This window comes from Actinosynnema pretiosum (assembly GCF_024171695.1).
In the GTDB taxonomy this organism is placed as follows: domain Bacteria; phylum Actinomycetota; class Actinomycetes; order Mycobacteriales; family Pseudonocardiaceae; genus Actinosynnema; species Actinosynnema pretiosum.
In genome coordinates, this window is the sequence record NZ_JAMTCF010000004.1 from 385,902 (window position 1) to 398,794 (window position 12,893).

7 protein-coding genes and 1 CRISPR repeat array are annotated in these 12,893 nt (G+C 70.9%); of the genes, 6 read left to right on the top strand and 1 reads right to left on the bottom strand.

The window, feature by feature from the left end; translation table 11 throughout:
- Positions 1-880: 880 nt before the first annotated feature.
- From gltB to LV78_RS10920, 5 genes are all read left to right on the top strand, one after another.
- Entirely contained in the window at positions 881-5,419 is a 4,539-nt protein-coding gene (gltB, locus tag LV78_RS10900; RefSeq protein WP_253844732.1) for a glutamate synthase large subunit, read from the top strand.
- Positions 5,412-6,914 (top strand): glutamate synthase subunit beta, encoded by a 1,503-nt coding sequence (locus tag LV78_RS10905; RefSeq protein WP_253844733.1) that lies wholly within the window; start codon positions 5,412-5,414, stop codon positions 6,912-6,914. Before gltB ends, LV78_RS10905 begins: the two co-directional genes overlap by 8 nt.
- 165 nt (positions 6,915-7,079) lie before the next feature.
- A CRISPR array of direct repeats spans positions 7,080-7,351; the repeat unit is 28 nt; unit sequence GGACCACCCCCGCCCACGCGGGGAAGAC.
- A gap of 260 nt (positions 7,352-7,611) precedes the next feature.
- Positions 7,612-8,961, top strand: a complete 1,350-nt coding sequence (locus tag LV78_RS10910; protein WP_253844735.1) for a variant leucine-rich repeat-containing protein — start codon at positions 7,612-7,614, stop codon at positions 8,959-8,961.
- Positions 8,962-9,226: 265 nt separating this feature from the next.
- On the top strand, positions 9,227-9,970 hold the full coding sequence (locus LV78_RS10915) for a hypothetical protein (protein ID WP_253844736.1): 744 nt from the start codon (positions 9,227-9,229) through the stop codon (positions 9,968-9,970).
- A 306-nt stretch (positions 9,971-10,276) separates the two neighbouring features.
- Positions 10,277-10,933: a DUF2461 domain-containing protein gene (locus tag LV78_RS10920; RefSeq protein ID WP_253844738.1), complete on the top strand. Its 657-nt coding sequence runs from the start codon at positions 10,277-10,279 to the stop codon at positions 10,931-10,933.
- Between the two features lie 78 nt (positions 10,934-11,011).
- Here LV78_RS10920 and LV78_RS10925 read toward each other — a convergent pair whose 3' ends face one another.
- Positions 11,012-11,356: a VanZ family protein gene (locus tag LV78_RS10925; RefSeq protein WP_253844740.1), complete on the bottom strand. Its 345-nt coding sequence runs from the start codon at positions 11,354-11,356 to the stop codon at positions 11,012-11,014.
- Between the two features lie 106 nt (positions 11,357-11,462).
- Between LV78_RS10925 and pyk the strand changes: the two genes are divergently transcribed.
- Complete coding sequence (gene pyk / locus LV78_RS10930; protein ID WP_096496398.1) at positions 11,463-12,887, top strand: pyruvate kinase; 1,425 nt, start codon at positions 11,463-11,465, stop codon at positions 12,885-12,887.
- Positions 12,888-12,893 lie beyond the last annotated feature (6 nt).

Consider the following 12,893-nt stretch of genomic DNA (forward strand, 5'->3'; position numbering starts at 1 on the left):
CTCGGGCCACTCCGGGGACGGGCGGCGCCCCGCCTCGCCGGGCAGCGTCCGAAGAGGACACCCGATGGGGTGGGTTCTCCGACCCGTAACCTGCCCGCCACGGTCGGACCGGCCCGCGCGAGGCCCCAGGAACCACCCGTTCCGCCCCCGTTGCGGCCGGGTCACGTCCGCGCGTCGCCCCAGGTCCCGCCACGCCGTGTTTGCGCCGGGGGAGAACCGGGAACCCAGCCAAGTCGAGAGGTCGGCGAAGATCACTCAGCGCCACGAACCGGGCCCGACGCGGGGCCGCCCCTTGACGGGATCTTGAACCTGAACGCAGAATGTCCCGCGATTCCGCTGGGCGGGTGGAAAAACCACCCGACCCGCACAACGGGAGATCCGTTCCGGCGTACCCGCCCGCGCGTCTCCCGCAACCCGATCCGCCGGTCGGAGGCGGTCCCGCTCCACTCGGGACGGTCGCCGAAGGCGGTCGAACGAACGTCCTCGCTGAGCGAAAAGGTCGCTGAGGACGTCACCAACAGGGGTGCCGCTGGGCGCTCCGGCCGAAAGAAGTCGACGCAGAGTGACGAAAGAGCGGGAATCGATCCGTCCGCCGGATGAGCGTTGTCGCTGTTCCCCGCGTCTCAACGGGAACGCGCCCGCACGTCCGCGGAGTTATGCTTAACACGGCGTAACAGCGTCAGGGGCTCTATCGCCCCCCGCCTCCCAATCGTTACTTGCCAACAGCCGGGATCACCCATTGGATGGTGTGACTTGGTTTCACGGCTGTTAAAGTCGCGTCAACACGCGGGCCATCGTCGTCCCGTGCCCAGAAGCCGAGATTCCCAGGACTGAGCACGAGGACTCGTTCTCTCGAACGACGACGAGGGAGGTCTACGCAGTGATCTTCTCCGCCATCCCCTCCGCGCAGGGTCTCTACGACCCGAACGCGGAGCGTGACGCCTGTGGTGTCGCGATGGTCGCCGACACGTTCGGCAGGCGTTCGCACGCGATCGTAGTCGACGCGTTGACCGCGCTGGCCAACCTGGAGCACCGGGGCGCAGCCGGAGCGGAGCCGACCAGCGGCGACGGCGCCGGGATCCTGCTCCAGCTGCCCGACGAGTTCCTGCGCGAGAGCGTGGACTTCGACCTGCCCGAGCGCGGTTCCTACGCCGCGGGCACCGCCTTCCTCCCCGCCGAACCCGGTGACCGCGCCAAGGCCGTCGCGCTCGCCGAGCGGATCGCGGAGGAGGAGGGCCTCGAGGTCCTCGGCTGGCGCGAGGTCCCGGTCGACCCGGAGCGCGCCGACATCGGCCCCACCGCCCGCTCGGTCATGCCGCACTTCGCGATGCTGTTCGTCAAGGGTGACAACGGCGAGAGCGGCATCGCCCTCGACCGGCTCGCGTTCGCCCTGCGCAAGCGGGTCGAGCACGAGACCGCGACCGCGCAGGTCGGCGCCTACTTCCCGTCGCTGTCCGCGCGCACCATCGTCTACAAGGGGATGCTGACCACCACCCAGCTCCCCGCGTTCTTCCCCGACCTGCGCGACGAGCGGCTGGCCAGCGCCATCGCCCTCGTGCACAGCCGGTTCTCCACCAACACCTTCCCGTCGTGGCCGCTGGCGCACCCCTTCCGGTACGTCGCGCACAACGGCGAGATCAACACCGTGCGCGGCAACCGCAACCGGATGCGCGCCCGCGAGGCCCTGCTCGCCTCCGACCTGGTGACCGGCGACCTGAGCAGGCTGTTCCCGATCTGCCACCCGGACGGCTCGGACTCGGCCTCCTTCGACGAGGTCCTCGAACTGCTCCACCTCGGCGGTCGCAGCCTCCCGCACGCGGTGCTGATGATGATCCCCGAGGCCTGGGAGAACCACGCCTCCATGCCTGCGGGCCGCCGCGCGTTCTACGAGTTCCACGCCAGCCTGATGGAACCGTGGGACGGCCCCGCCTGCGTCACCTTCACCGACGGCACGCTCGTCGGCGCGGTCCTGGACCGCAACGGCCTGCGCCCGGCCCGCTGGTGGCAGACCGCCGACGGCCGCGTCGTGCTGGCCAGCGAGACCGGCGTGCTCGACGTGCCCGCCGACCAGGTCGTCGCCAAGGGCCGCCTGCAGCCCGGCCGGATGTTCCTGGTGGACACCGAGCAGGGCCGCATCGTCGAGGACGAGGAGTTCAAGTCCGCCCTCGCCGCCGAGCGCCCCTACGAGGAGTGGCTGCACGCGGGCCTGCTCAGCCTGGAGGAGCTGCCCGACCGCGAGCACGTCGTGCAGAGCCACGAGTCCGTGCTGCGCCGCCAGCTCACCTTCGGCTACACCGAGGAGGAGCTGCGCATCCTGCTCGCGCCCATGTCCGTGGGCGGCATGGAGCCGCTCGCCTCGATGGGCACCGACACCCCGGTGGCCGCGCTCTCCCAGCGCCCCCGGCTGCTCTACGACTACTTCGTCCAGAACTTCGCGCAGGTCACCAACCCGCCGCTGGACGCCATCCGCGAGGAGATCGTCACCTCCGTCTCCCGCGTCATGGGCCCCGAGCAGAACCTGCTCGACCCGAGCCCGGTCTCGTGCAGGCACATCAAGCTGGCCTACCCCGTCATCGACAACGACGAGCTGGCCAAGCTGATCCACGTCAACGACGACGGTGACCTGCCCGGCTTCGCCTGCACCGTCCTGAGCGGCCTGTACGACGTGGACGGCGGCGGCGAGGCGCTGCGCGAGGCCATCGAGCGGGTGCGCCGCGAGGCGTCCGAGGCCATCGCCGCGGGCGCCCGCACCCTGGTGCTGTCCGACCGCGACTCCGACCACCGGCTCGCGCCCATCCCGTCGCTGCTGCTGGTCTCCGCCGTGCACCACCACCTGGTTCGCACCAAGGAGCGGCTGCGCGTCGCGCTCGTCGTCGAGACCGGCGACGCCCGCGAGGTGCACCACATCGCCGCGCTGCTCGGCTACGGCGCCGCCGCCGTGAACCCGTACCTGGCCTTCGAGACCATCGAGGACCTGGTCCGGCAGGGCGCGATCAGCGGCATCGAGCCCCGCAAGGCCATCCGCAACTACGTCAAGGCCCTGGTCAAGGGCACCTTGAAGATCATGTCCAAGATGGGCATCTCCACGGTCGGCGCGTACACCGCCGCCCAGGTCTTCGAGGCCGTCGGCCTGTCCACCGACCTGCTCGACGAGTACTTCACCGGCACCGTCTCCAAGCTCGGCGGCGCGGGCCTGGACGTGCTCGCCAAGGAGGTCGCGCTGCGGCACCGCCGCGCCCACCCGGACAACCCGACCGACCGCGTGCACCGGCGCCTGGAGGTCGGCGGCGAGTACTCGTACCGCCGCGAGGGCGAGCTGCACCTGTTCACGCCCGAGACGGTGTTCCTGCTCCAGCACGCCGCCAAGACCCGCAAGGCCGACGTGTACCGCCGGTACACCGAGGAGGTCGAGCAGCTCGCCCGCCAGGGCGGCACCCTGCGCGGCCTGTTCTCCTTCCGCACCGAGGGCCGCACGCCGATCCCGATCGACGAGGTCGAGCCGGTCAGCGCCATCGTCAAGCGGTTCAACACCGGCGCCATGTCCTACGGCTCCATCTCCGCCGAGGCCCACGAGACCCTCGCGATCGCGATGAACCGGCTCGGCGGCCGGTCCAACAGCGGCGAGGGCGGCGAGGACCCCGAGCGCCTGCACGACCCGGAGCGCCGCTCCGCCGTCAAGCAGGTCGCCAGCGGCCGGTTCGGCGTCACCAGCGAGTACCTGGTCAACGCCAGCGACATCCAGATCAAGATGGCGCAGGGCGCGAAGCCCGGCGAGGGCGGCCAGCTGCCCGGCTACAAGGTGTACCCGTGGATCGCCCGCACCCGGCACTCCACGCCCGGCGTCGGCCTGATCTCCCCGCCGCCGCACCACGACATCTACTCGATCGAGGACCTCGCCCAGCTCATCCACGACCTCAAGAACGCCAACGAGCAGGCCCGCGTCCACGTGAAGCTGGTCTCCGCGCTCGGCGTCGGCACGGTCGCGGCGGGCGTGGCGAAGGCGCACGCGGACGTCGTGCTGGTCTCCGGCCACGACGGCGGCACCGGCGCGTCCCCGATGAACTCGCTCAAGCACGCGGGCACGCCGTGGGAGATCGGCCTCGCCGAGACCCAGCAGACGCTGCTGCTCAACGGCCTGCGCGACCGCATCACCGTGCAGGTCGACGGGGCCATGCGCACCGGCCGCGACGTGATCGTCGCCGCGCTGCTCGGCGCCGAGGAGTTCGGCTTCGCCACCGCGCCGCTGATCGTCGCGGGCTGCGTCATGATGCGCGTGTGCCACCTGGACACCTGTCCGGTCGGCGTGGCCACCCAGAACCCGGAGCTGCGCAAGCGGTACACCGGGCAGGCCGACCACGTGGTGAACTTCTTCGAGTTCGTCGCCCAGGAGGTCAGGGAGCACCTGGCCGCGCTCGGCTTCCGCACCATCGACGAGGCCGTCGGCCACGCGGAGCTGCTGCGCACCGACGAGGCCATCGAGCACTGGAAGGCCGACGGGCTCGACCTGACCCCGGTGTTCGCGGTGCCCGAGACCCCGTACCGCACGGCCAAGCGCCGGGTCCGCGACCAGGACCACGGCCTGGAGCAGGCGCTCGACCGCACGCTCATCCAGCTCGCCGAGGCGGCGCTGGAGGACGCGCACCCGGTGCGCCTGGAACTGCCGCTGCGCAACGTCAACCGCACCGTCGGCACCCTGCTGGGCGCCGAGGTCACCCGCCGCTTCGGCGGCGACGGGCTGCCCGACGACACCATCCACGTGCAGTTCACCGGCTCGGCGGGCCAGTCGCTCGGCGCGTTCCTGCCGCGCGGCGTCACGCTGGAGATGATCGGCGACGCCAACGACTACGTCGGCAAGGGCCTGTCCGGCGGCCGGATCGTGGTGCGACCGCACCCCGACGCGCCGTTCGCGGCCGAGCGGCAGGTCATCGCGGGCAACGTCATCGGCTACGGCGCCACGGCGGGCGAGCTGTTCCTGCGGGGACGGGTCGGCGAGCGGTTCTGCGTGCGCAACTCCGGCGCGCTGGCCGTGTCCGAGGGCGTGGGCGACCACGCGTTCGAGTACATGACCGGCGGTCGCGCCGTCGTGCTCGGACCGACCGGGCGCAACCTGGCCGCGGGCATGTCCGGCGGCATCGCGTTCGTGCTCGACCTCGACCCCAAGGCCGTCAACAAGGAGATGGTCGAGCTCCAGCGGCCCAGCGGCGACGACCTGCGCTGGCTGCGGGAGGTCGTCGAGCGGCACCACCAGCTCACCGGATCGGCCGTGGCCGCGTCGCTGCTCGGCGACTGGCCCCGGCGGTCCGCGGTGTTCACGAAGGTCATGCCCAGGGACTACCAGCGCGTGCTCGAAGCGATGAGGCTCGCTCGCGCGGAGGGCCGGGACGTCGACCAGGCGATCATGGAGGCCTCCCGTGGCTGATCCCCAGGGCTTTCTCAAGCACACCCGCGCCGAGGCGAAGAAGCGGCCCGCGACCGAGCGCGCCGCCGACTGGGACGAGGTGTACCTCGACCAGGGGCCGGAGGTCCGGGAAGCGCAGGTCCGCGTCCAGGCCACCCGGTGCATGGACTGCGGCGTCCCGTTCTGCCACTCCGGCAGCGCGGGCTGCCCGCTCGGCAACCTGATCCCCGAGTGGAACGACCTGGTCCGCCGGGGCGACTGGGAGTCCGCGTCGCACCGGTTGCACGCGACCAACAACTTCCCGGAGTTCACCGGCAGGCTGTGCCCGGCGCCGTGCGAGGCGGCGTGCGTGCTCGCCATCACCCCCGACGCCGGGGGAGCGGTGGCGATCAAGCGGGTCGAGCAGGCCATCGCCGACACGGCGTGGGACAACGGCTCGGTCAAGGCCAGCCAGTCCCAGGTGTCGTCGGGCAAGAAGGTCGCCATCGTCGGCTCCGGACCGGCCGGGCTGGCCGCAGCCCAGCAGCTCACCCGCGCCGGGCACGAGGTCACCGTGTACGAGCGGGACGACCGGCTCGGCGGGCTGCTGCGGTACGGCATCCCCGAGTTCAAGATGGAGAAGAAGGTCCTCGACCGGCGCCTCGCGCAGCTGCGCAAGGAGGGCACGAAGTTCGTGACCGGCTGCGAGGTCGGCGTGGACCTGACCGTGGAGCAGCTGCGCGAGTCGTTCGACGCCGTGGTGCTCGCGGTGGGCGCGCTGCGCGGTCGCGACGACACGACCACGCCCGGCCGCTCGCTGGACGGCGTCCACCTGGCGATGGAGCACCTGGTGCCCGCCAACCGCGCGTGCGAGGGCGACGGGGCCCCGGCGATCAGCGCGGCGGGCAAGCACGTGGTGGTCATCGGCGGCGGCGACACCGGCGCGGACTGCTACGGCACGGCCGTGCGGCAGGGCGCGCTGTCGGTGACGCAGCTGGACCAGTACCCGCAGCCCCCGTCGCAGCGCGACGACGCGCGGTCCCCGTGGCCGGTGTGGCCGTGGATCCTGCGCACCTACGCGGCGCACGAGGAGGGCGGCGAGCGGCGGTTCGCCGTGGCCGTGGAGGAGTTCACCGGCGAGGACGGGCGCGTCACGGGGGTGAAGCTGCGCAAGGTGAAGGTGCAGCGGGACTCCACGGGCAAGCGCGTGGTGGTGCCGATGTCCGAGGAGGTCGAGGAGCTGCCCGCGGACCTGGTGCTGCTGGCGATCGGCTTCGAGGGCGTCGAGCAGATGCCGCTGCTGGACGGCCTGGGCATCTCCCTGAGCGCCCGCAGCACGATCTCGTGCGGTTCGGACTGGCAGACGACCGCGCCCGGCGTGTTCGTCTGCGGCGACGCCCACCGAGGCGCGTCCCTGGTCGTGTGGGCGATCGCGGAGGGCCGCTCGGTCGCGAACGCGGTCGACCGCCACCTGACCGGCTCGTCCGACCTCCCGTCCCCGGTGATCCCGAACCAGCTGCCCCTGGCCGTGGTCTGACCCGGCCCCAGAGCTGCGGCGCACGACGAAGTGCGCCGCGACAACAGCAGGAGGGCAACGCCGCCCCTCCACTGACCGCCGCCCCCCGACAATGGTGTCGGGGGGCGGTTTTTATGGGGGGCGCGGGGAAGACAAGGCCTGTCCGCGCTCAAGACGGCCGCGCTGGGACCACCCCCGCCCACGCGGGGAAGACGGACCAGGCAAACACTTCGGTGCCGCCGCCCGAGGACCACCTCCGCCCACGCGGGGAAGACCCGGTGGCCGAGCTGGTGTCCACGGACACCGCCGGACCACCCCCGCCCACGCGGGGAAGACGCTTTCCCGCCCGATGCCACCACCACGGTGGCGGGACCACCCCCGCCCACGCGGGGAAGACTGGCGCCTGCGACCGGAGCCGGTGCCCGCCCCGGGACCACCCCCGCCCACGCGGGGAAGACACTACTTGACCTGCGGCGTTCCCAAGCACTCCGGCGTTTTTCGTTCACTCCCGCCGTTCGTGCCTCTACCCGTCCTCCACACCAGCTTGGCAGAGGCAGCCAGCCAAGCATCACCCCTCGTCCGCGAATTGCCCCTTGAAATGTCCTGGCGTTCGTCGCTCCCCATCCCCCATCATTGACCTGGGGTTCTTCGGGGACAGTCGATGTTGCGGCCGTCCTCCGCTTCAGGTTGTCCGGGGTTGGCGTGCGCGGAAGTTCGGTTGCCGCAGTACGACGTGCGGTTGTCCGGGGTGGCCGAGAACCCGGCATTGCCCGCCGAGCTGCTGGACCGCTTCATCGCCATCGCCGGTCCCGAGCTGAGGCGCGAGTTGGCCCGGCGGGGTGATCTCTCGCCCGCACAGGCCCGCGCGCTGCTCGCCTGCGGGGACGAGTCGATCGTGGCCGCGCTGCTGGAGTCCGGTGCGGTCGTGCCCGGTGACGTCCCGCTCGGGGACGACCGGGTGGCCTGCGTGGTCGCCGCGCGTCCCGGTGCCGATCCGGAACTCGTCCGTCGCCTTGCCGCGCATCCCGATGTCCGGGTGCGCGCCTGGTTGGCAGAGCACGGGGAGGGGCTGCCGGTCGACGTCGTCACGGCCTTGGTGCGCGATCCGGTCGCCGAGGTCGCGCAGGAGGCTGCCCTCTTCCAGCCGCTCACCGCCGAGCTGGCGGCCGAGCTGCTCGCGCACCCGTCGCCCGATCTGCGCAAAGCCTTGTCGCGCAACGGGAGCACGCCGCCGGACGTGCTGCTGGCGCTGTGCGGCCACCCGGAGTCCTGGGTGCGCTGGGACCTCGTCGAGCACCCCAACCTGCCGCGCGGGGCGGTCGTCGCGCTGCTCTCCGACGGGCTGCCCGCAGCCCGCTGGGCCGCCGCGCGGAACCCGCTCGTGCCGCAGGAACTCCTGCGCGCCCTGGCGGACGACCCGGATTCCGAGGTGCGCCAAGCGGTTCTGCGTAACCCGGTGGTGCCGTTAGACGTGCTGGTGGCGCTGGTCGGGACCACCCGCACCGGTCACGACCCGCTGCTCAGGATCGTCACGGCCACCCACGACGAGCTGCGCGCTATGGCGGCCTCGCCGGTGCGGCGGTTGCGGGTGCTGGTCGCCGCGCGCGAGGACCTGCCCACCGACCTGCTGGAGGAGTTCGCGGAGGACGAGGACGTGGTCGTGGTCAAGGCCGTGATCGCGAACCCCGCGCTGCCCGCGCAACGCCTGCGCGCCTTGGCCGACCGCCACGGCCCTCGCCTGCACCACCGCCTCGCCCAGAACCCGAACTGCCCACCCGATCTGCTCGACCGCATGGCCAACGACCCGGAAACGCCGAGGAAGGCGTACCGCGCGATCGCGACCCACCCCAACGCCGGACCGGGTACCCTGCTGCGCTGCCTGACCGACGAGCGAGGTGCGGAGGAAGCGGCGAGCCACCCGAACCTGCCCACGTCCGCGTTCCGCGTCCTGCTTGCCGAGGACGCCCCCTGGAAAGCCCTCAGCCGCGCCGCTGCGAACCCCGCCCTGCCGGTCGAGCTGATGGCTGAACTGCTGAACCCGGCCCAGCCCGCCTGCGTCGAACGGTAGCCGGTCGCCTCCTTTCGGAGGTGCGCCACCAGGGCCGTGGGCAGGACTCCGGCCCGTGAAGAATAGGCCGCTTGGACCTCCCGGAACTGGTTACCGTGATTCCACGGTGGAATGAAACGGAACGTCGGGGGTTCTTGTGCTCAAAGGCTTCCTCTCCCGGATCGACGATTGCCTGGCGCGCGAGGACGCGCGCCCGGTGATCAAATCGGTGGCCGGCGCCGTGCTGCTGTCCGCAATTCTCGGGTTGGTCCTCGGGGATGGGGTGGTGAGAGCGGTTGCGGTCGCGGCCCTGGTGCTGCTGGCGCTGTGCTCGGTGCTGCTGCTGATCGGTGCTCTCGGTTTCCTGCGCCGCGAGGTCGATTCGCAGCGCGGGCTCGTCATGCGCTACGTGAAGGAGCTCGCGGATCGTGACGGGCTCCCGTACCGCTTCATCAAGTGGGAGGAGTCCTCGGTCATCCTGAACCGCAGGGGTGACTCGCTCGACACCACCACCGTCCGGGTTCAGGTGATCGACGGTGGAATGCTGTTCATGCGCCTGGCCTTCGGCTCCGGGTGGCCGCAACCCGCCCGGCACCGGGGGAAGGTGCGGTTGCGGGTGCGCAAGCTCATGATCGGGGATCGGCCCGGCCTGAACCTGGAGCGCACCGTTCGGTGGGTTAAGGACGGCAAGCTGCGCCTGGTCATCCACTTCCCGGAACCGCCGCGCGTCGGTGAGGAGATCTCCGTTGTGGTCGAGTGCGACTGGCCCGGCAAGTCGATGCCGTTGATGCGCGAGGGGAAAGCGGACAAGTTCACGTTCCGGTTCAGCAGGCCGGTGCCTTACGCGCGCTACCAGATCACCCTGCCCGAGGGGGTCGACGCCGTGTGCGAACCGCACGGGTTCGCCGAGCACGACGACGGGTTCCACCTGGGCAGGGCGACCGATGAGCAAGGGCGCACGCGCTTCTACGTCGATGGCGTCGACGTGGTGGCGCACCGCGAACTAGGCGTGCTCCTGCAGATCATCTGAAGGCGAATTGCTCGAAAGTGGATAGTGCGATGGCTCAGTCGCCATCGCCGTCGCCGCCCTCGCCGCCACGTGCAGTCTTCACGTCGAGATCCTCCGATGAATGTGTGAGCTTTTCGCTGGTGTCGAGCGGACAACATGGGTGTTGGCTCGCGTGATTCAGATCATATCCTTTTGATGTGGAATAGATGCAGAGGGTCCTAAGTTCCCGATGGGGTGAAGTTTCGCTAGCTCGGTGGTGGCTGTGGTGCGCGTCCCGTCGCGGAGGGTTTGCGCTAACCACCCGAACCGGCGAAGTAAGCTGTACCCATGGAATTCCGCGGGTTCGGTGAGTACGCGATCGACTTCTTCGACGGGCTCGTGGCCGACAACTCCAAGGCCTACTGGGAGGCCAACAAGCACACCTACCACTCCGACGTCCGCGACCCCATGCGCGCCCTGCTGGCCGACCTGGAGGCGGAGTTCGGGGCGGGGAAGGTGTTCCGGCCGCACCGGGACGTCCGGTTCAGCAAGGACAAGACGCCGTACAAGACGCACTGCGGCGGCGTGGTCGAGTCCGGGCGCGGTGGAGGGGCCTACTACGTGCAGATCAGCCCCGAGGGGCTGATGGTCGGCGGCGGGTCGTTCGCCATGGCGTCCGACCAGCTCGCGCGCTACCGCGAGTCCGCCGCCGACGAGCGCCGGGGCGAGGAGCTGCGCGCGATCCTGGACAAGCTCGTCGCGGGCGGCTGGGAGGTCAGGGGCAACCGGCTCAAGCGCGCCCCGCGCGGGGTCGACCCCGAGCACCCCCGGCTGGAGCTGCTCAAGCACCGCTCGATCTACACCGGCAAGGTCTGGGAGCCGGACGACGTGCTGCACGAGCGCGAGTGCTTCGACCGGGTCCTCGGCGCCTGGCGCGAGCTGGTGGCGTTCAACGAGTGGTGCGCCGACCACGTCGGCGTCACCGAGGTCGGCTTCCGGCGCTGAGCGCGGGAAAGCGCTCCGGTCCCGGACGTCCCGACCCCTGGAACGTCCGGGACCGGAAGTCTTCCGGCGGCGGGGGAATCAGGCCTGCCGCCCGCCCGCGCCCCCTCGAACGCGTCCGCCCCGACGCGCCAGCCACCGGTGCAGCAGCCACCCCAGCCCGATTCCTGCGACATCCGTCACCGCGTCCGCCACGTCCCCGGACCGCCCCAGACCGGTCAGCAGGTGCTGCGCCACCTCGGACGCCCCCGCGTACGCCACCAGCCCCGCCAGCACCGCCGCGCGCGGCAGCCTGGCGTGCAGCGCGGTGAGCGCGAGCAGCGCGAACAGCGCGGCGTGCACGACCTTGTCCGTTCCGGGCGGTGAACTGGGCACGCCCGACGCCGGGGTGAACAAAATGATGACGCTGAGCAACAGCGCGGTCACGAACGGAAAGAATCTGGCCATCACACCGGGGATTTTCCCTGTTTCGAGCGGATTACCGCCGGGTACATCCTGATCGGTCCAGTCAGCAGGGCTAGTCTCTTGGAACGTGAGTCGACGCGCGAAGATCGTCTGTACCCTGGGCCCCGCCACCGCTACCGCTGACAAGATCAACGAGCTGGTTGCGGCCGGTATGGACGTGGCAAGGATGAACTTCAGCCACGGCAGCCACGCAGATCACAAGCAGGTCTACGACCTGGTGCGATCCGCGGCGGAGGCCTCGGGTCGGGCGGTGGGCGTTCTCGCCGACCTCCAGGGCCCCAAGATCAGGCTCGGGCGCTTCGCCCACGGTCCCGTCGAGTGGCGGACGGGCGACGTCGTGCGGGTGACCGTCGAGGACGTCGAGGGCACCCACGACCGGGTCTCCACCACCTACAAGGAGCTCGCCAAGGACGCCAAGGTCGGCGACCGGCTGCTCGTGGACGACGGCAAGGTCGGTCTCGTCGTGATCGAGGTCGACGGTCCGGACGTCGTCTGCGAGGTCACCGAAGGCGGCCCCGTCAGCAACAACAAGGGCTTGTCCCTGCCCGGCATGGACGTCTCCGTCCCTGCCATGTCCGAGAAGGACATCGAGGACCTGGAGTTCGCCCTCAGCCTGGGCGTGGACTTCATCGCCCTGTCCTTCGTCCGCTCGCCCGCCGACATCGACCTGGTCCACCAGGTCATGGACCGGTCGGGCAGCCGCCGCCTCCCGGTGATCGCCAAGATCGAGAAGCCGGAAGCGGTGGACAACCTGGAGGCCATCGTCCTGGCCTTCGACGGCGTCATGGTCGCCCGCGGCGACCTGGGCGTCGAGCTCCCCCTGGAGTACGTGCCGCTGGTGCAGAAGCGGGCCATCCAGATCGCCCGCGAGAACGCCAAGCCGGTCATCGTGGCGACCCAGATGCTCGACTCGATGATCACGAACTCCCGGCCGACCCGCGCGGAGGCCTCCGACGTGGCGAACGCCGTGCTCGACGGCGCGGACGCGCTGATGCTGTCCGGCGAGACCAGCGTCGGCCGCTACGTCATCGAGACGGTCCAGACGATGAGCCGGATCATCGAGCACGTCGAGACCGAGTCGACGACCGTGCCGCCGCTGACCCACGTCCCGCGCACCAAGCGCGGCGTGATCTCCTACGCGGCCCGCGACATCGGCGAGCGCCTCAACGCGAAGGCGCTGGTCGCCTTCACCCAGTCCGGTGACACCGTGCGGCGGCTCGCCCGCCTGCACACGCACCTGCCGCTGCTCGCGTTCACGCCCGAGCAGAGCGTGCGCGCCCAGCTGTCGCTGACCTGGGGGACCGAGACGTTCCTGGTGCCCAGGGTGGAGTCCACCGACGAGATGGTCCGCCAGGTGGACGCGTCGATGCTGTCCATCGGGCGGTACCAGGCGGGTGACCTCATGGTGGTCGTCGCGGGCTCCCCGCCCGGTACCGTGGGGTCGACGAACCTCATCCGGGTCCACCGGCTCGGCGAGGAAGACCACGCCTGACCACTG

Excerpts from the sequence above, each read along its gene's own strand:
- LV78_RS10920 (WP_253844738.1), top strand. The coding sequence starts at position 10,277 with ATGGAATTCCGCGGGTTCGGTGAGTACGCGATCGACTTCTTCGACGGG.